This window comes from Lysinibacillus sp. NPDC058147, assembly GCF_042884205.1.
Taxonomy (GTDB): Bacteria; Bacillota; Bacilli; order Bacillales_A; family Planococcaceae; genus Lysinibacillus.
On sequence record NZ_JBHVUJ010000003.1, the window covers coordinates 55,930 to 74,442 of the forward strand.

18 protein-coding genes are annotated in these 18,513 nt (G+C 32.5%); 8 read left to right on the top strand and 10 right to left on the bottom strand.

Annotated features, from left to right (window positions below; genetic code table 11):
* Positions 1 to 149 precede the first annotated feature (149 nt).
* The 3 genes from ACFVT8_RS09785 to ACFVT8_RS09795 form a co-directional block, all read right to left on the bottom strand.
* Complete coding sequence (locus ACFVT8_RS09785) at positions 150 to 272, bottom strand: class III lanthipeptide (protein WP_387080321.1); 123 nt, start codon at positions 270 to 272, stop codon at positions 150 to 152.
* 185 nt (positions 273 to 457) lie between these two features.
* The gene (lanKC, locus tag ACFVT8_RS09790; protein WP_387080319.1) at positions 458 to 3,079 is read right to left on the bottom strand and encodes a class III lanthionine synthetase LanKC; all 2,622 of its coding nucleotides are present in this window, start codon (positions 3,077 to 3,079) and stop codon (positions 458 to 460) included.
* A gap of 20 nt (positions 3,080 to 3,099) precedes the next feature.
* Positions 3,100 to 3,756, bottom strand: a complete 657-nt coding sequence (locus tag ACFVT8_RS09795; RefSeq protein WP_387080317.1) for a trypsin-like serine peptidase — start codon at positions 3,754 to 3,756, stop codon at positions 3,100 to 3,102.
* Between the two features lie 1,090 nt (positions 3,757 to 4,846).
* Between ACFVT8_RS09795 and ACFVT8_RS09800 the strand changes: the two genes are divergently transcribed.
* From ACFVT8_RS09800 to ACFVT8_RS09815, 4 genes are all read left to right on the top strand, one after another.
* Positions 4,847 to 4,990: a class III lanthipeptide gene (locus ACFVT8_RS09800; protein ID WP_387080316.1), complete on the top strand. Its 144-nt coding sequence runs from the start codon at positions 4,847 to 4,849 to the stop codon at positions 4,988 to 4,990.
* A gap of 186 nt (positions 4,991 to 5,176) precedes the next feature.
* Positions 5,177 to 5,296, top strand: a complete 120-nt coding sequence (locus ACFVT8_RS09805; protein WP_387080314.1) for a class III lanthipeptide — start codon at positions 5,177 to 5,179, stop codon at positions 5,294 to 5,296.
* A 197-nt stretch (positions 5,297 to 5,493) separates the two neighbouring features.
* Positions 5,494 to 7,215: an ABC transporter ATP-binding protein gene (locus ACFVT8_RS09810; protein ID WP_387080312.1), complete on the top strand. Its 1,722-nt coding sequence runs from the start codon at positions 5,494 to 5,496 to the stop codon at positions 7,213 to 7,215.
* A gap of 197 nt (positions 7,216 to 7,412) precedes the next feature.
* The gene (locus ACFVT8_RS09815) at positions 7,413 to 7,637 is read left to right on the top strand and encodes a DUF3923 family protein (protein ID WP_387080311.1); all 225 of its coding nucleotides are present in this window, start codon (positions 7,413 to 7,415) and stop codon (positions 7,635 to 7,637) included.
* Between the two features lie 506 nt (positions 7,638 to 8,143).
* On the opposite strand, the gene ACFVT8_RS09820 is transcribed toward ACFVT8_RS09815, so the two are convergent.
* Entirely contained in the window at positions 8,144 to 9,190 is a 1,047-nt protein-coding gene (locus ACFVT8_RS09820) for a DUF418 domain-containing protein (protein WP_387080310.1), read from the bottom strand.
* A gap of 220 nt (positions 9,191 to 9,410) precedes the next feature.
* Here ACFVT8_RS09820 and ACFVT8_RS09825 point away from each other — a divergent pair, with 220 nt between their 5' ends.
* Positions 9,411 to 9,674, top strand: a complete 264-nt coding sequence (locus tag ACFVT8_RS09825) for a Parvovirus coat protein VP1-like protein (RefSeq protein ID WP_387224260.1) — start codon at positions 9,411 to 9,413, stop codon at positions 9,672 to 9,674.
* 223 nt (positions 9,675 to 9,897) lie between these two features.
* Here the strand turns inward: ACFVT8_RS09825 and ACFVT8_RS09830 are convergent, their stop codons facing one another.
* Together ACFVT8_RS09830 and ACFVT8_RS09835 are read right to left on the bottom strand one after the other, a co-directional pair.
* Positions 9,898 to 12,252: a M13-type metalloendopeptidase gene (locus tag ACFVT8_RS09830; protein ID WP_387080307.1), complete on the bottom strand. Its 2,355-nt coding sequence runs from the start codon at positions 12,250 to 12,252 to the stop codon at positions 9,898 to 9,900.
* A gap of 418 nt (positions 12,253 to 12,670) precedes the next feature.
* On the bottom strand, positions 12,671 to 13,441 hold the full coding sequence (locus tag ACFVT8_RS09835) for a GNAT family N-acetyltransferase (RefSeq protein WP_387080305.1): 771 nt from the start codon (positions 13,439 to 13,441) through the stop codon (positions 12,671 to 12,673).
* Between the two features lie 473 nt (positions 13,442 to 13,914).
* Between ACFVT8_RS09835 and ACFVT8_RS09840 the strand changes: the two genes are divergently transcribed.
* Positions 13,915 to 14,439, top strand: a complete 525-nt coding sequence (locus tag ACFVT8_RS09840; RefSeq protein WP_387081498.1) for a GNAT family N-acetyltransferase — start codon at positions 13,915 to 13,917, stop codon at positions 14,437 to 14,439.
* Positions 14,440 to 14,628: 189 nt separating this feature from the next.
* On the opposite strand, the gene ACFVT8_RS09845 is transcribed toward ACFVT8_RS09840, so the two are convergent.
* Together ACFVT8_RS09845 and ACFVT8_RS09850 are read right to left on the bottom strand one after the other, a co-directional pair.
* On the bottom strand, positions 14,629 to 15,252 hold the full coding sequence (locus ACFVT8_RS09845; protein ID WP_387080304.1) for an HAD family hydrolase: 624 nt from the start codon (positions 15,250 to 15,252) through the stop codon (positions 14,629 to 14,631).
* Positions 15,253 to 15,425: 173 nt separating this feature from the next.
* On the bottom strand, positions 15,426 to 16,289 hold the full coding sequence (locus tag ACFVT8_RS09850) for an AraC family transcriptional regulator (protein WP_387080302.1): 864 nt from the start codon (positions 16,287 to 16,289) through the stop codon (positions 15,426 to 15,428).
* Positions 16,290 to 16,580: 291 nt separating this feature from the next.
* Here ACFVT8_RS09850 and ACFVT8_RS09855 point away from each other — a divergent pair, with 291 nt between their 5' ends.
* A complete protein-coding gene (locus ACFVT8_RS09855; RefSeq protein WP_387080300.1) occupies positions 16,581 to 16,967 on the top strand; it encodes an NUDIX hydrolase in 387 nt (128 codons plus the stop codon).
* 139 nt (positions 16,968 to 17,106) lie between these two features.
* Here the strand turns inward: ACFVT8_RS09855 and ACFVT8_RS09860 are convergent, their stop codons facing one another.
* Complete coding sequence (locus tag ACFVT8_RS09860; protein WP_387080298.1) at positions 17,107 to 17,316, bottom strand: hypothetical protein; 210 nt, start codon at positions 17,314 to 17,316, stop codon at positions 17,107 to 17,109.
* Between the two features lie 22 nt (positions 17,317 to 17,338).
* Entirely contained in the window at positions 17,339 to 17,515 is a 177-nt protein-coding gene (locus ACFVT8_RS09865; RefSeq protein ID WP_387080296.1) for a sporulation protein Cse60, read from the bottom strand.
* Between the two features lie 403 nt (positions 17,516 to 17,918).
* On the opposite strand from ACFVT8_RS09865, the gene ACFVT8_RS09870 reads away from it, so the two are divergent.
* Complete coding sequence (locus ACFVT8_RS09870; protein ID WP_387080294.1) at positions 17,919 to 18,398, top strand: hypothetical protein; 480 nt, start codon at positions 17,919 to 17,921, stop codon at positions 18,396 to 18,398.
* Positions 18,399 to 18,513: the final 115 nt, after the last annotated feature.

Here is an 18,513-nt window from a genome sequence, read left to right on the forward strand (position 1 = left end):
TGACAGTACTGATATTATCACAGCCTAAGCTCACTGATGATTTCCCTTTTAGTAAAACAACTTCTTTATCAAGTGCAGTGTGCTGTAATGATAGTAACTTTTTCATGTATTTCACCTCCTTCCAAAGTGAGAAATATTCAATCCATGCATTAGCACAGAAATACACTAACAGTACTCATACCACCGCAGCCTAAGCTCACTGATGAGTTCCCTTTTAGTAAAATAACTTCTTTATCAAATGCAGTATGTTGTAATGATAGTAACTTTTTCATGTATTTCACCTCCTTCCAGAGTGAGAAATATTCAATCCATGTTACATTAGTTGCTGCAGAAGTATAAACTAATAGGTATTGATAGTATCACAGCTTAGGCTCACTGATGATTTCCCTTTATCAAGTGCAGTATGTTGTAATGACAGTGATTTCTCCGTTTTCTCCAACGTTAGTAGTGAAACGGTTTATTTTTTGAAAAGGTTTAAATTATTATATTTAGATAAAGGAATCCAGTTATCCCATTTATCTTTATTAATATCTGAAAGAGCTAATAAGATCCCGCTATTTCCAGTTTGAAAATCTAAAGAACATCGATAACCATAATCCCCAGGACTTATTATGCCTTTATCTGTTTCATATAAAAGATAATTTTTAAGCATTCCAACAGAATGATCTAATGATTCTTTACTATAACCATAGCTTTCTTTAGCATTAGATAAGATAATCATTCCTCCCGCACCACGTAATATTCCAGCTGCGTAAGTACAGAAAAGTTCTGCAACATTAGTTAATTGGTGTAATAACTTTAGCTTTTCATCTTTGATAAAATCTGGGAATTGTTTATTAAATTCCATTAATGCTAAAGCTACACCGGCAGATCCTTCTCCTAAATAAGGAACTAATCTTCCTTTGCCAATAGATGTATCAAAAATTTGAGCTAAATCCAAATCTTCATCAATTTGTATATTTTCGTTAAGTTCTTTTTCTAATATTTCTTTAGAAATGTTTAATAAATAATCATCTTTACAAACAATACCCAATTGGAGGATGAATAGGCTAATACCTGTCCAACCATTTAATAAACCATGAGGCATTGCAAACGGATCTAATACACTAATAGCCCCATTATTCTTGTATGCATCGATTAATATATTTCCTATTTTTTTAGATTTTTCCAAAAAGTCGATTTCTTCCGTTATAGAATAGAAGGATAGATAATTCAGGCCAATCCCTGAAAGACCAGAATATAAAGTTAAATCTGTATGATTAATTTCGTCTAACTGTATATTTTTCAATATATTTATAGCTTTTTCTTTATAACCAATGTCGAATAATACAGTAGTGATTCCAGATAAACCGTTAAAGAGACCTAATGGAATATTTTTAAAGTCCGTTTTTTGAGGATCCAGATAATCTTCTAATATTTTTTCTACCCAGGTGAAAATTTCTTTAGGTACCTCTCCAGTTCTATCGAGTGCCATTATTCCCCCAAACCCACCTGTAGCTACGGATAAACCACCGATTTTTTCTATAAATTGTCTAATGTCCCCGTTTATTAAAATTTCAGATTCAATATCCAAGTAATTTATAATACCTTTTCTTAATTCATTAATAAGCGAATCTTTATTTTCTACTGAGATATCCATAGGAGGAACTGATAAATTATGCATATTATTGTTCAATTTTATAATTGATTCCGTACGTTCTTTTATTTCTTGTAGTTTAGTTATTACATGATTTCCAAAGTATTCTTTAATCCATTGATCTTGATTCATTTCAATTTCATTTGTTAAATCTGCCACAGGTTCAATAGGTAAAAATAAAAATCTAGAAATTCTCATTAATGCAAACCAATCAGCTTGCTCAAAATTTTGTGCATTTTTTGAAATAAAACCTGGTGTCATTAATCCTGGTTGATATTTTTGATTTGGTGTTGTGGCTGTTTCCAAATCTATTAGTTTAATAGTTCCGTCCTCTAATATAACTATGTTATTGGGCTGCAAATCACCAATTGCTATCCCTTTTTTATGAACTGTTTCAATCAGAGCTTCAATTTGCTCAATTACTTTTAACATCTTTTCTGCGTAAAGAATTTTATCTTGCTCACGAGAAAATGGGAAATGTTGAGCTACGTAATCAGCTATATCTTTTCCTTCTAAAAAATCTTCAATTATATAATTATTTTCCCAAATTTCAAAATAATCATATATATCAACAACATTCTTTTCATTTTTTAATTCGTTTAGAACTTTGGCTTCCGTTTTAAGACGATTAAATCCGTCAGTTTTTAACCCATCTAAGCCAGAGCCTGGACGCCCTTCTTTCATAACATAAAATTTACCGTCTTTTTTAACCTTATATACTCCCCCGCCATTACTAAAATGTAAAGCTGAAATAATTTCATATGCATCAAATTTGGAAGTATCTTCTTTTTCTAATTCTTTATCCATATTTTCTGTCATTAATTGTATTTCAGCAGGTTCTTTAATAAACTCAGGTACTTCATAATAAGGAGCTCTAATATCAGGAATTAAATCACCATTTGGATTTTCGATTGCAGGTACATTTATACCATCTTTATTAACATACATTGAAACGAAGCCACCATATCGGAAGAAGAGATTTGTATCTTTCCAACGTTTATCATTTAAAATATATGGACCTTTAGGTAGCTCAGAAATTAAATTTTCAACCTCGGGTAAAATCTTTAAAAATTGATTCGTATCATTAGGATAAATAGTTATAAATTTACCTGAAGAAGATCTATCTCCGTATTTAGAGTTTTTAGAAAGCAGTTCTTTTTTATTCGGAACATATTTAAAAGAGATTTTATTATCTATTAAATAAGGTACTACTATATTTAAAGTTTTTTGTGCACAATCTAATTCTGTGGAAATATGAATTTTCCATCCTTGTTTAGGCATTTTATTACTTAAATTTATGCAGTAACTCCAATGTCTATCTTCCTCTTGCTTCCATTCATTAACATCTAAATTTGGAACGTTATAATTTTTTCGTTTTTCAATAGGTATTGATTCATAAAATAAAGCTCCATTTTTTAAAAAATCAAGATATCTAACATCCATTTTAAATTCCCATCCTTCCTTTAAATAAAAATATAACCCTCTTTAATATTTGATTTATCCAAATTTTCTAAAATTTCTAGCGCGCAATAATCCCATGATGTAGCCCATACTATCTTCTTAAATTTTCTTAATTTAAAAGAAGTAACCCCCAATTGATAATATTTATCCTGTTTTTTTAAAAAACAGGGTCCTCCAGAAACCCCTGGTTTCACAGCAGAGTGAATTCCTATTAATCCTTCTTTCTTTAAAAACATTAAGTTTAATTTTCCTTGTGTAATTTTTAACTTAGTATTTAGAAAACTGATAGGATATCCTCCTAAATATAGTTCTGTCTCCTTTGTAATATTTTCTTTATGTTCAAACAAAGGTTCGAAATATTCTATATTTTCCTTTTCCTTCATGGGAGGAATTTTTCCAAAAGCATAATCAAAGGATAAATCTCCAGTATTAGACCATTCTTTAGGAAGTATAATAACTGGAATCTTAATGTAAATTCTCTTTGTACCCTGTACTTCAATATAAATATCTCTTGCCTTTTCTTGATGTAACACATCATATATACAATGAGCTGCTGTAGCAACATAGAGTTCGTCATTATATTTAATAATTGAAGCACTGGCGGATTGTTTTTTATTTGAAGATCCTAAATAAAAATGCAGTCTTACTATAGATTCCATGGTATAAAACACCTCCAATAATTAAGATGCATGATCAGTATTTTGTTATAAACAAAATATACTGCTGATCTTTATTAAATAAGATTAGTTATCTTAAGTTTAATAAAAATAAAAATCAACTTAGGGTTGACCATATAAATTCCATGTTAGTTTAGTAGCAAAAACTTACCTAATTACAATTATCATCTAAATAAACTAACAATTCTGTTTATTACTAGCAGTTATTTACCCTCGAACAATTCTAAATCTATCACTTGTATATCCGACAATACAACCGACAATTTCTACGTCGGTTGTACTGTCGGTATCACAAAATTAAGATTGTGTATACTTTCTTACTCTTGTTTTTTTCTCTTGTGAACAAATCAATAAATTCTCTAAATGTCATTTAATCTGCTATTGTATTGTAATTATTACTTGATATACTCTTTAATCACTTTTCGATTTATCCTCAACACCAAATTTAACGAATAGTCATGTTGATACTATAAATTGGTATGCCGGTCGAAAATCATTAAGCTACCCTACCTTTTAAAATAGCCTATGAACGTTAGATATCTTTACTTACCTCCTATATTTCGGTGCGAAGATGATAAATACTAGAGGATCAAAACTTAAAATTGATTCGTGTTTTTTCTTTCATTCTTGTGCCCAAAACGGTTAACATTCTCCTCACCTTCATTTCCCATGACGACTATGGCTTCCCTCAATTAATGGATTATCTAATGTGAAATATCCAAATATATTGATTAGATAATTCTTCTGTTAAAGCTCCTATTTTGTTATAAATATACATTTAATTTCAACATTATACAGTAAATATAATCTGAATTTAGAGATATACCGACAATACAACCGACGCTGAAATTGTCGGTTGTATTGTCGGTTATACAAATGATAGATTTAGAATTACTCGAGGGGAAATGAATTGCTATAGTGATAAACGAAATTGATAGTTGTCTGGACAAATTACGGATAGGTAAGTCTTCGCAATTGAACATGTGGAAATTTCAATTTATATGGCAACCCTAAGTTACGATTAAATTAAATGTTTTTTTACTTTTTAACTTCTGAAAGGGGGTGGGATAATATGACAAAATTATTAGCTTTACAACAATTAGATACTAATATATCCGAAAGAAACACTAATAAATCAAATTTAAGTATTGTATGTGATCACGGTACAGGGAGTACTTTAAGTTTGCATTTTTGCAATTCGATGGGAAATTTTTAATGATATTAAATAATGAAAATGGAGTTGTATTATAAAATGTCTAAAATCCTAAAACTTCAGAAAATAGAAAGCGAGGTTTCACCTTCGCTTGATAGAAACTTATCGACATTAAGTGTTGGAATATGCAGTACTTTGCCTACTTGGAGTCTAAATTCATTATTTGTATGTTAAGAAGGAGGTATTTTAATGGAGAAAATTCTTAATCTTCAAAAATCTGACCAATATAGTATTGATAGAAATAAAGTACAATCAAATTTAAGTATTGGCTGTTTAAATCGCAGTAACTTGAGTTGGTATTTTTGTTAATTTATTATAATATCGGCATTTATGGATGTCTTTAGTTCGATAATTTATTCAACATTCATTTAGAACCGATACTCACCGTGTATTGGTTCTATTTGTATTTTAAGTAATATCATTTCTAACATAATAATATATAAATTAAATTAAATAACTTACATACTTTATATTCTAAGTAAATTGACTTTTAAGGTGGTAATATTTTGAAAAACAATAATACAATATTATTCTTGTTAGGAAAAATTTCTTTGCCTCGGAAATTGATTACTGTATCTATATTAATAATATCTGCAGGTAGCATTACTGGTTTGGTAATTCCCTTATTTACTGGAAAAGCAGTAGATAATTTTAGTGCAGATAATATCTCTCCCATCTTCTTTTTAATATTTCTTATTGCTTTTCTTTCAAATGCCATTTTAAGCGGTCTAGGGATTTATCTGATGAGCAAAATTGGAGAAAAAATTATCTTCTCAATTAGAGAGATGTTGTGGAATCACATAATTTCTTTAAAAGTCTCTTTTTTTGATAAGAATGAAAGCGGAGAATTAATAAGTAGAATAACAGATGATACTAAAATAATAAATTCCTTTGTAGCAGAAAAATTCCCCAATGTTTTTCCTTATATAATTACTTTAATTGGATCAATAGTTATACTTTTTATCTTAGACTGGAAAATCACATTAATATCTTTAGTCTCTTTGCCTGTATATATTTTAATTATGATTCCTTTAGGGAAAATAGTTAAACGGATTTCTAATGAGACTCAAAATGAAATTGCCCATTTTACAGGTTTATTAGGAAGGGTATTAAGTGAAATACGTTTAGTAAAACTATCTACCGCGGAAGATAAAGAGATAAAAAATGCAAAAGAAAATTTATTTGAAATATACTTATTAGGGTTAAAAGATGCAAAAATCTTTTCTATCATTCAACCTCTGTCGAGTATTTTTACTTTGCTTACTATCGGCATAATATTAGCAGTTGGAGGACTAAGAGTTTCTGATGGTACTATTACTGCTGGAACTTTAGTTTCTATGATTTTCTATGTAATACAATTATCCGTACCTCTGATTAATATATCTACATTATTTACTGATTATCAAAAAGCAATCGGGGCAAGTAGAAGAATTAAAGAAATTTTATTGGAACAACCAGAAGAGCAAAATAATAAAGAAAATAATAGCGTATTATCTTTTAAGAATGGAGACATTCACTTTAAAAATGTAATATTTAAGTATTCACAAAAAGATATTTTAAAAAGTTTAAACTTTACTATAGAAAAAGGTACCACTACTGCAATTGTTGGCCCATCGGGATCTGGAAAAACAACTATTTTAAATCTAATTGCAAGATTATACGAAAATATAGAAGGAGAAATTTTAATAAATTCTACTAATATACACGACATATCTCTAAAACAATGGAGAGGAAATATAGGTTATGCATCGCAAAATAATCCTATGATAAATGGAACTATTAGAGATAATCTCTTATATAGCACTAATGAAGAATTTACAGACGCAGAATTGATAAAATATTCGAAGTTAGCAAATTGCCATTCATTTATTGAAAATCTAGAACTGGGTTATGATTCTATAGTTGGAGAAAGAGGTTTAAAACTGTCAGGCGGGCAAAAACAACGTATAAATATTGCTCGTAATTTTATTAAAAATCCCCAAGTATTATTGTTGGATGAGGCAACAGCAAGTTTAGATAGTGAAAGTGAAAAGGAAATTCAAAAATCTTTAGATGGTTTAATAAACGGAAGGACCACTATTATAGTTGCTCATAGATTGTCTACTATAAAAGAGGCAGATAAGATTTTATTTTTAGATCAAGGCGAAATAACTGGTGAAGGTTCTCATGAAATGTTAATGAAGGAACATGAAAAATATAAAAGATTTGTAGAAACGCAAAAACTATAATAGATACAGATACTTTATTATTTGATTGTACCGATTGGAAAGCAGATGCAATAAAATCTATGTACATTTGTATTTATTGTCTTTTAACGAGCAACTTCGAACGAATTGTCTTTTTCTGCAGATTTTTTATTTTCAATTTTTAACTTTCGAAATTTTGGATATAAATATATTTAACGGAACTTTATGGAGGTAATATTATGATGAAAATATGGTGGGCAACAAGCCTTTTATGGCTAGTGTTGTTTGGTGCTCTAGCAATATTTATTGGTATTAGGAAAGTGGATGGCTCGGGATTAGAGCAAACTCCCGAATTAAGGGCAGTTTCATTTATAGTATTGGGAGTAGTATTTGTTTTTATTTTAGTATGTCAATTAGTATTCCTCTATATTGCACGACAAGTTAAAGTAAATTCCACTCATTGAACGTTATTTAGGAAACAAATAAAAACATCAGTAATATATTAAATCGTCTGTTTAGATGGATTTAATGTATTGGGTGAAGAACTAGTCATTAAATATCAATAGAGACATAGTAATTAAATAATAAACAAGGCAGAGATTGATGATGCCTTGTTTTTTTTATTATTTTATTGATTCGTGATCTACTGTTGCTGCCCAATCAAATAGGTAATCTTAAAATGGCTTTTTATCATAAACGCAGCTGAGCATCTGTTACCTCAAACCAACTTGCTACTAAGCTGGTATTTCTTGGATTTCTTGAAATAACGGATCATTAGCTAGTACATCTTGAATATGCTTTTCTATTGAAATCGTTTGTTCCATCGCTATTGCCTCCTTTTTTATTGAACCTAATTTACGGATGTTTACTTCTTTAGGTTTCTTTTTTTACAAATTCATACATGTTATTATGGCACTTAAAACTCCCTGATGGATTAGAATCATTCACCATCAGGGAGTTTCACACAAAATTATTTATTTGGCACTACTTTTCTTCCGTATGTCATAAAGCGCCATAGCTTTTCAAATGGTCCCATTTTAAAGAATTTGAACCAGATGACACTATAGATAATTTGAATGACATAAGTGAGGGGTGCAATGATCACTGCATCAGAAGGAGAAACAACTTCAAGTCCCATTGCAGAAATAATAGCTAAGGCAATAAAGCTTTGAGCTAAATAGTTTGTAAATGCCATTTGCCCAACTCGTCCAATTGGCTTAAGCAGCTTCGCAATTTTCTTATTTTCTAACAAAACAAATAGACAAGCTAAGTAAAAATACGTTGTCGGAATTACCCCTAAACTAATAACGGAATTTAGATTTTCGTATCCACCTTGAGCTGCAAACCAAATCCATATTGAAATGCCAACAAAAAGTGGGAACGTCACAAATTGTAGCCACTTTATTTGTTTTGAGTATTCACTAATACGACTAATCCAATCAGCTTTTGCCGCTAAAAAACCAGTTAAAAACATGATGAAAATCGTCACTGCATCATTTCCTAATATCCCAAAAACAGTTGATAATGCTCCTTGATCTGACATAAATAGTTGCCCAAGAATGCTAAGGACATGAACGGTAATGATAGCAAATAGCCATTTACTAATTGTTGAAATCTTTGCATGATAAAAAGGTATCAGTAAGAAACCTATTACTGCATAAATAGCAAGGATTGAACCCCAGAAAACAAAATAATGAACAATGCCAATTAATAATAAAGCTAGTAAACGTCTTGCAAAACGCCATCTTGGCTTATCGCCACGCGCTTCTGCACGTGAAGCAAAAATATAAAAACCTACACCAAAGAGGAATGAAAAAATTGAAAAGAATTTCTTCTGAATAAAAATATCAATAAGCGTATCAATAATACCATTAACTCCACTATAGTCAGGCATCGGTCCTCCTTCTACTATAACCTGGTAGGCCGCTACATTTATGAACAAAATGCCAAATAACGCAAGCCCTCGAATAATATCTAAGGACACAATTCTTTCTTTTTGAGTAACAGATGGATTCATTCTTAAAAACTCCTTATCTTTCATACTTTACTGCGCTATGGCTATCATAGCCTCCCATCCTTACAGTAGTTTTTTGAAAAGCTTACAGGAACCTTACATTTATAGATTAGCCATCAGTTATTACCTTTTTTCACTTACATTAGTTTTTAATCCCCTTCTTAAAACAAAAATTTCATATTTTATAGTAATAATTATTTCTTTTAAAAAAGGAGAATAGATGATGTTCAGACACCGCAGATTTGGTTTTTGCTACCCTGGTTATAAATACTGTGGACCAGGATGTTCAGGACCAGGTAGACCTATCAACGCTGTAGATTCATGCTGCAAATTACACGACGAATGTTATGCTCGATATGGTAGATCAAAATATTGTGATGAAATGTTCCAAAACTGCTTACGACCACAAATGAACGCTAATAATAAAATGGCAAGAGATGCCAAATTATTTTACAATATCTTCGAAGCGCGTAATCGGTTCTTTTAAACAATATGAATGCAAATAAAGTTATAGGCAGAAACAATTTTCACACATTATATGTATTGAAATAAAAAGGAGGATAGAAGAGCTAAATAAATTCGCTCTATCTATCCTCTTTTTTTAAAAAATGAATATATTTACTACAACAACTTATTTGTACGTTAATTTAACACACCAGGTTATATAGTGATGTAAAAACTATCGGAATTAGCTCTATCTCCTCTAATTTTCACCAGATAGAAACTCGATCTTCCGGAGCTACGTACATGCCATCTCCAAGCTTAATTCCATAGGTATCATAGAATTGCTGGAAGTTCACAATCGTGCGGTTTACTCGAATTTTAGCGGCTGAATGTACATCGTTTTTGCTCAGAATCGCTGCAAATTCTTTTGTAGTTGTGGATTTCCATATTTCCGCATTGCTATCGAAATATGCTTTATAATCTGGATTATTCATTTGAGATACAACTTGCAGGGAAGCCGCCATCCCACCTAAATCAGCGACATTCTCACTTAGTGTAAGCTGACCGTCGTTCAACACACCCGGAATAATCTCAATTCCATTATAGAACTCAATTAGTTTCTGGTTTTTCTCTTCGAATTTCTTAAAGTCCTCTTCTGTCCACCAGTTATTTGCATTTCCATTTTCGTCGTATGCAGATCCGTTGTTATCAAATGCATGGCTGATTTCATGGCCAATGACCATTCCAATGGCACCATAGTTTGCTTCAGGTTTAGCGTTAATATCATAGAAAGGCGCTTGGAGAATACCGGCAGGGAAAGTAATATCGTTATTAAAAGTATTGTAGAAAGCATTTACGGTATATACACTCGTTGTCCATTTCGTTCTGTCCACCGGTTTTCCTAGCTTGGCTTTCATGTCATCAATGTATGCTTTGTTTACTGTGACGGTATTAGAGAATAGCGAACCGCCTTCGTCATATGTCTTGATTGCTACTTTATCTAAAGTCGTATCCCATTTATCTGGGTAACCGATCTTAACAATCATCGTATCCAACTTTTTAATTGCTTTAGCTTTTGTAGCTTCTGACATCCAATCAAGAGATTTGATTCTTTCCTCATACGTAGCAATTAACTTCTCTACCATTTGCTCAACATCTTTTTTAGCTTCTGATGAAAAATGTTTCTCGGCAAACATTTGCTCCAAATATCCGCCCATTGTGCCTGTTGTCTTGGCTACTGCGATTTCTTGAGCTGTTTTTTCACCTGTAACGCCTAATAACGTTGCGTCAAACTCAATAGCAGCTTCTCTGAAGTCATCTGACAACGAACCACTTGTTGCCATAAGCAATTGCACTTTGGAGTAAGCTTTTAGTACGTTAAGATTAGTCTCAGTCAAGAGATCCGCACCTTTTTGCGCCAGCTTCACATCGGTTATGATCACTTTATCAACGCTGTCGACTTTCATCGATTTCAAGACTTGTTTCATATCTACTGTTTTGAACATGTCATCGAATTGTTCGATTGTATACGGATTATAGAATTTATTAACGTCGCCTTGTTCATGAGGTTCAAGTGATACGGAAGCTAAGCTTTTCTCCATATCATATACTTTTTCGGCATGTGCATTCGCAGCAGACTTTTCCTCGCCCGATGCTACAAGAAGTCTGGACATATATTGAATATAGGCTTTTTTCGCTTTCGAGTCTTCCGTTACAAAGCTGTTCTTATCCAGACCAGTAGTTAATCCAGAGTAATACAAAGCGTTTTCACTGCTGTTCTTTGCATCGTTCATGATTAAAAAGTTGAATAATGAAGTTAGACCCAATTCTTTTTCCAGGATAAGATCTGCTTGAATTAGTTCATCAAGCGTTTTAGCCCCGTCAATTGCCTTTACATATTTTTGGATGGGTTCAATCCCTTGTTTATTTCTATTTTTTGAATCCAACGCTGTCATATAGAAGTCGGCAATTTTTTGCTCTTTTGTTCCTTCTGCGAACTGTTTGCCAGTGAGCTCATCTATTATTTTTTCTATTTTATCGTTATTTTGCTTGTACAGCTCGGGAAATACGCCGCCCGAGATTTCTCCTGCAGGAATAGTCGATTTATTTAACCATTCCTTATTGATTGCTTCATAAAAATCGTCATTTAAATGAGAGCCTTTAAGCGACCAAATTCTGGCGATAATATTTTGGAACTCATCGATTGTAATAGTGTCATTTGCGCCTAATGTGCCGTCGGGGTTGCCCGTCAGTACGCCTGCTTTCGCTAGTTTATCGATATCTTTCTTAGCCCAAGTAGGCACATCTGTAAACTTGACGCCAAATGTTCCACTGCGCAGATCATTCCCGACAGGCTCCGGCAATTCGCCGAATGCCCTGCTCAACATGACTAAAGCTTCAATCTTCTTAGCGGGCTCATTCTCTCTTAAATCTCCGTTTTTAGAGCCTTGCATAATGGCTTCTTTTTTAATTCCTGGTTGATAAGCGTCTGCTGCCTTCAACAAGGTTTTAACGATCTCCCCTCTTGTCGCTGGTGGCGACGTTTCATCAGCATACACCGATACGCTAATTGACAGGACCATAATTATGGACATGAGTAAGGATAAAAACTTCTTTTTCATCTTGGGGCTCCTCTATAGTAAATTTGTATAAATAAAGATAAATGTATAAAATTTAGAATTTATACCATTTATAAACCATTGTAGTTGATTTTTTTCAGTTTGAAAATATGTAAGAAGCTTTTTCATTCTCACACTTAAATAAACTGAGACTTGAGGAAGATAACCAAACTAGAAGCAACAATCTTTGAGAGCTCCTTTTGAATTACCGCAACATTAGATTGATTTACGAACAAATTAGTTGGTGTAGTATATAGGGTTATTTCTGTATAAAAGAGGATAGATAGAGCGAAATTATTTAGGCTCTTCTATCTTTTCATACATATAATGTGTCTGAGATTAAATAAGAATTCACTATTTAAAATAACTTTAGCCTTGGCTTTTAATAAAATATTTTTTCACCATAAGCATTTTTTATGTATTAAGACTTTATATAAATAACATATTTTTGCGGATTACTAAAGCCAAGCTTAGTTCCTAAATGATAAGAAGCTTGGTTATGAATATCGCAATCCCAACAAGGCTGTATATCATTTAAAATACAAAAATCAATAAATTTCTCTGCAATGAAACTTGCTAATCCTTTACCTCTATAATTCGGCTCAGTTACTATATCAACCCCTGCAAATTGATGTGATTTAAAAATAGTGACAGCTTCACTAATAATTTTATCTCCATGCTGCAGACAAAAACCAAAGCCATTTTCAAGAAAATTATTAGTAGAATCCCAGTATTCCTCATAATATTTATTGTCGAATTCTAAACAATGCTCAATTTGAGGTCGCTTGATTTTAATGAATTCGTATTCAAGTAGCTCACGTTTTTCTCTATCGTTATAAGCATTTTCAGCAAAGGTAAAAGTATACCTTTCTAGCTTTTTTATATGTCCATCTAATCGATGTTCAATTTTTGTGTTCCAATCATCTGAGTAAGAAAACAATGTAAAACGTTTACTTTGTTCAATAGTTTTTTGTAGTAAAGATCCCAGTTTATTTACAATTTGGTCGCTGGACGAATCGCCATAAACATAGTATATTCCCGATTTGGTTTGAAATAGTAATGAATGGAAACTTTCATTGTCAGCGTAGACAGTGCCTTGTATTACTTGATCTAGTATGCTATAGACAAATGTTGGCGCCCTTTCTATAGTTTTTTTGATAATCGAATAATTCTCGGCTGTAACCTCGATCATTATCATCCCCCTATTCTTTTGATATATCTTCATACATTATATCATTAATAGAAAATTATGGTGTTATTGTTTAATATTTAAATATTGTATAATGGTTACATAAAATTTGAAGGGACTGAATTATGCGCAGATAGCAATATTTTTCATCCAAACTTATTAAATCAAATATGCCTCGGCATGATTGCGTCCTGAATCGGCTTTGTGCTTAGGCCAGCAGATATTTTTTTGTGCGAAAGCGTAGTGCTAACGTAGCGTCAGCAACAGATGTTTTTTGCGCGAAAGCGTAGTGCTAACGTAGCGTCAGCAACAGATGTTTTTTGCGCGAAAGCGTAGTGCTAACGTAGCGTCAGTAGCACCGATGCAGGTCAATTAACTGTTATCGCATGAATGCGATGGTTCTAGGCTAATATCCCCTAAGAACTCCTTTCCGACCCGTGACCATCCGCGGAGGCTTTAACTTGGAGGTAAAAGTATTGATAAAACAAATTTACACAAAAAGATTATATTTAAGAATAATGAAGATGGCTGATGCTCATAGTTTATTTAATATTTGGTCAGACCCGGAAGTTACAAAATTTATGAATATCACCAATTTCACTCATGAAGAACAAGCAAAGGAAATGATTGAGCTTTTTGATGTATTAACTGCGGAGCGCAAGGCTATTCGCTTTACCATTATTGAGAAGGAATCAAATGAGATCATCGGCTCTTGTGGATTCAATTCATTTGACGAAGTTAACGCCTCAGCAGAAATTGGCTATGATCTAGCTAAAGCTTATTGGGGGAAAGGCTATGCGCCAGAAAGTATTTCAGCTTTGATTGATTATGCTTTCACCACTTTAAACATAAATAGAATCGAAGCAAAAATTGAGCCTGGTAATATAAATTCTATAAAAGTAGTAGAGAAATTAAATTTTACTTTTGAAGGAACATTTCAGGAAAATGAAGAATCAAAAGAATCTTTTTATGACATTAATGTTTATGCATTATTAAAATAAATTGATGTAAAAATGAAAATAGCCAAGAATGTTACCTATGAACATTCTTGGCTATTTTCATTTCTGTTACTTAATCGGAATCTATTGTCAGAGTACGTATGTCCAAATAAGTAGGATGTTAAAATCCCATTCTTTTTTTATAAAAATAAGAGTATAGAGACCTTCAGAAAAAACATCTCTATACCCTATTTAAAATATAGTCAATAAATCTATTGGTTTTTCGATGATATAGTCATACGCCTCTGGCTTACCAAAACCATATGAAGCAAAAACAAAAGGAATCCCTGCAAACTTTGCAGAAAGCATATCTCCTTGTGTATCTCCTACATATACAGCGTTTTTTATGTGATTTCTTTCCATAATTAATTGAATATTTTCTCCCTTTGACAAGCCTGTACGTCCTGGATTTTCAAAGTCTAGAAAATATTTGTCTAGTTTATGATAAGCATAAAATGTTTCTATGTAGCCCTCCTGACAATTGCTCACAATAAACAAGCGGAATTTTTTTGAAAGAGCTAGTAAAGTTTCTTCTAACTGCGGATATAAATTACCGCCATTGCGTAATAAATCTTCTTGCTCTTGCTGGCAGCATGCTAAAATAAGCTCCATCTGCTTTTCTTCATCAAGATAATCAAATAATACAGCGGCTATTTCTTTAATTTGTAACCCCATCGTTTTAGATAGATCCTCTCCCGATATCTTCCCTTTACCGTAAGGAGACCCCTGAACTACCTGCGTCCATGATTGCGCTACTGTTTTTCTTGAATCCCAAAGTGTCCCATCCAAATCGAAAATAATACTATCTATGTACATATGCAACCTCCTTTATTAATATTATACAGAATAAGGATATTGAGAAGAGCGAAAATTAAGGAGAATTTTAGTTACAAGATACAATGTTTACTAAGTTGGACTACACTATATAAAATATCCTCACTACAAAAATGGATTTGGCAAACTAATCGTTTACCAAATCCATTTTATCTTTATTGAATTGGAATCCAAATTTCAGAATATGAATCAGGGCTATATGCATCCTCATCAGGGTAAACCTCTAGTTCAGCTGTTCCTGCTGCTTTATATGGATTGGATGGGAACCACTCTGAATAAATTTGTTTCCAAGTATTTTGCATCGCATCTGGCATAGGACCATGCACCTCAAAGACAACCCACTTCGATGCAGGTATCTCCAACGCTAATAGATTTTCTCCCACTTCCCCTACATGATCCGTAGCAATCCAGTAATCAATGAAACCACTTTGTCCTTGTTCTGTATTTGGTACGCAAACACCTAGCGTCCCTTTGATGCTTCCGTTATTTAATTGGATAAGTTGATGATCGAAGTTTTTCGAATTCATCTCATTCCAAAAGTGAGGAATGTCTTGTAAGTTCTCACCATTTTGACAATTATATGTTCTTTTTACCCCTACCACTTGAAACTTTTCTTTTTCTACGATTTTATACTTCATTGGTTCTGCTCCCTTCAGACTTACCTGGATGACCAGGCGATTGTATGATTGTAGTTGTCCTTGCTTCTTTCTTGCTTCACTAGGCGTTAGGTTATGTTGCTTCCGAAACGCCTTGGTAAAAGCTTCAGGAGAGTCGTAGCCATATTTGTAGGCGAGATCGATTACTTTTTGCTCTGTATTTATTAACTCCTGTGCAGCTAATGTTAGCCTTCTACGTCTTATATAATCTGCAATAGACATATCCGTTAATATCGAGAAAGTCCGTTGAAAATGAAAGACCGAAGAATTTACCTCTCGTGAAATTTGCTCCATTGTGATGTCATCTAATAAATTCTCTTCAATATAATTTATTGCTTTTTGAATCGACTCAACCCAACTCAATTGCTCTCACTCCTTGTTTATAGATTAAAACATCAGAATTAGTTATTCCTGTCTTTTTATGCTAACTTTGGACTGGTTAAAAAGAAAGACTTATTTTTATTGACCCATCACCATAGCGCGGGGTTGATTTCCGTTCCGACTGAGCGCGCTTTGTGCTGACGCTTCGCTTTCGTGCAGAGCAAAGCGCCAAGTAGAAACGCTATATACATAGAATCGACAAACGTCATACCGTCTTTGGGATATTATAGGTTAAAATTAGTATAAATAAAAAGTTAGATTGGAGGTTTTATATTGGTTAAATGGCAAGGGGCCGCTGGAATTTGCTTAAACGAAGACAATCAATTATTGATGGTTTTGCAAGGTACTAAAGAGGAAGTAAAAACATGGGCAGTACCATCAGGCGGAATAGAAGCTACTGAAAATTTTGAGGCATGTTGTATCCGCGAAGTGTTTGAAGAAACAGGATTTGTAGTAGACATCGTCAGTGAAGTGTTACATAAAAATAATGATGTAGTAGAAGTTCGTTATTTCGAAACAATCATTAAAGGTGGACAAATGACGATTCATGATCCCGATGAATTAATTTATGAAGTTGCGTGGAAATCAAAGGAGGATTTATTAGGTATAACATTAACCTTTCCTGAAGATAGACAATTTCTATTATCATTATTTCAATAATAGAATCATCATGAATTCGGATGGATGGGGTTAGAAAGATCCTATCAGAAGCTTAGTACTTGGCATAACCTCTCGCATATATCTATAACCGCGGGTATTTCCCTTTCACCCGCGGGTAAACTCTTAAAATAAATATTAATTATTTCATTTTTACTTTTTCAACGGCTGCTTCGTATATCAATTGATCATCGATTTTAATATATTGATTTTTGGCTGCCTTACAATAGCCTTCTTGTTCTAAAAAATCCTTTAGTTCAGATTTCTTCGCAAATATTTTTTCAATGACATTCTGCTCTACTTCAGATTCATCCGTTCTTTTAGCAATTGATACCCAATATATTTTTGACAAGTTATTTCCCCCTCAGAATCAATCATTTATAAATAATTAAAGCGGAATGTATAACTGTATGCTCCCCTATATATAACGTATTGTATTTAATATCCACTATTAAATACTCGCTTAAATCTAATAGAGCGTTATTAATATCATTTTCAAATTGTACAATATCATTATTTTGGATTGTCACTACTTGAGTTGCTTGCGTCATACATTTTCCTCCTTTTCTTCTAATCATAGATTAATAGGAAGTATTTGTCACAAAATATTTTCGGTAGTGGCTGAGAACGCAATAGAAGTAGGTTAGACCACGCGAAAATTATACAATAATATTTGGAAATATATACTTCAAATCCCTTTTTAAACATGAGATGATTGGAGGAAAGCTAAGCAAATTCTTAGGTTCAGCATTAAGATGAAACCCTTGAGGTGTTGCAACTAAGTATCTTACTTGGTTATTATTTGTTGATAGTCGTAGAAACGAAAGTACAAAACACAATATTAAAGAGTTTTTGCTTACTACTATTGTGTTCAAGATGACAGATACCTTTGAAATTCTTCGTCTGTCTCTAAATTTAATGTTTAGCTGGTTCTGCTAAAGAAGGAGTTTTAGTATGGATATAAAAGTAACGGCGGAAGTATATAGATTAGGGGTTTTAATAGGTCTTTATACTGTTCAGGATGTAATTAAATGGGCGGATAATGTTATTGAACGCCTTGATAATCCACCGTATGAAGTAATTGAAATATCATTGTCTTCACAGGAAAAAACCATTGATGTCTGTTCGAAATTAAAAGTGTTCAATGGAGGTTTATATACTAACGACCTTCCTACTAAGATATTACTCGGACTGCTAAACGAATATTTTCTTTCAACTAAAAACGTATCAGACGTTTTTTCAATGTTATTTCGATTAATTGAACATTTACAGTTAGAGGAAAATAATAAGTGGATAGAGGTTGAAATGCATTACTTATCGGATGCTTTCTATTTAGCAGACCAAAAAATATATGGTGATTTGAAAGAAGTGGGTAATAATTTAAAGAATTATTTATCTCAGTTTAATGATTATGCTAAATATTTATCCATATAGCGACATTTATGAACTACATTAAGTTGAAATATGATCAGGAAACCCTTTCTCTAAAAATTATAAAAAAACAACATTAAACATGAACACAGTCTATAAAAATATCGTAGTTCAAATG

Bases quoted from the DNA above. Each gene is read 5' to 3' on its own strand.
- ACFVT8_RS09785 (WP_387080321.1), bottom strand. From the start codon at position 272: ATGAAAAAGTTACTATCATTACAACATACTGCATTTGATAAAGAAGTT.
- lanKC (WP_387080319.1), bottom strand. From the start codon at position 3,079: ATGGATGTTAGATATCTTGATTTTTTAAAAAATGGAGCTTTATTTTAT.
- ACFVT8_RS09795 (WP_387080317.1), bottom strand. From the start codon at position 3,756: ATGGAATCTATAGTAAGACTGCATTTTTATTTAGGATCTTCAAATAAA.
- ACFVT8_RS09800 (WP_387080316.1), top strand. From the start codon at position 4,847: ATGACAAAATTATTAGCTTTACAACAATTAGATACTAATATATCCGAA.
- ACFVT8_RS09805 (WP_387080314.1), top strand. From the start codon at position 5,177: ATGGAGAAAATTCTTAATCTTCAAAAATCTGACCAATATAGTATTGAT.
- ACFVT8_RS09815 (WP_387080311.1), top strand. From the start codon at position 7,413: ATGATGAAAATATGGTGGGCAACAAGCCTTTTATGGCTAGTGTTGTTT.
- ACFVT8_RS09820 (WP_387080310.1), bottom strand. From the start codon at position 9,190: ATGAATCCATCTGTTACTCAAAAAGAAAGAATTGTGTCCTTAGATATT.
- ACFVT8_RS09825 (WP_387224260.1), top strand. From the start codon at position 9,411: ATGTTCAGACACCGCAGATTTGGTTTTTGCTACCCTGGTTATAAATAC.
- ACFVT8_RS09830 (WP_387080307.1), bottom strand. From the start codon at position 12,252: ATGAAAAAGAAGTTTTTATCCTTACTCATGTCCATAATTATGGTCCTG.
- ACFVT8_RS09835 (WP_387080305.1), bottom strand. From the start codon at position 13,441: ATGATCGAGGTTACAGCCGAGAATTATTCGATTATCAAAAAAACTATA.
- ACFVT8_RS09845 (WP_387080304.1), bottom strand. From the start codon at position 15,252: ATGTACATAGATAGTATTATTTTCGATTTGGATGGGACACTTTGGGAT.
- ACFVT8_RS09865 (WP_387080296.1), bottom strand. From the start codon at position 17,515: ATGACGCAAGCAACTCAAGTAGTGACAATCCAAAATAATGATATTGTA.
- ACFVT8_RS09870 (WP_387080294.1), top strand. From the start codon at position 17,919: ATGGATATAAAAGTAACGGCGGAAGTATATAGATTAGGGGTTTTAATA.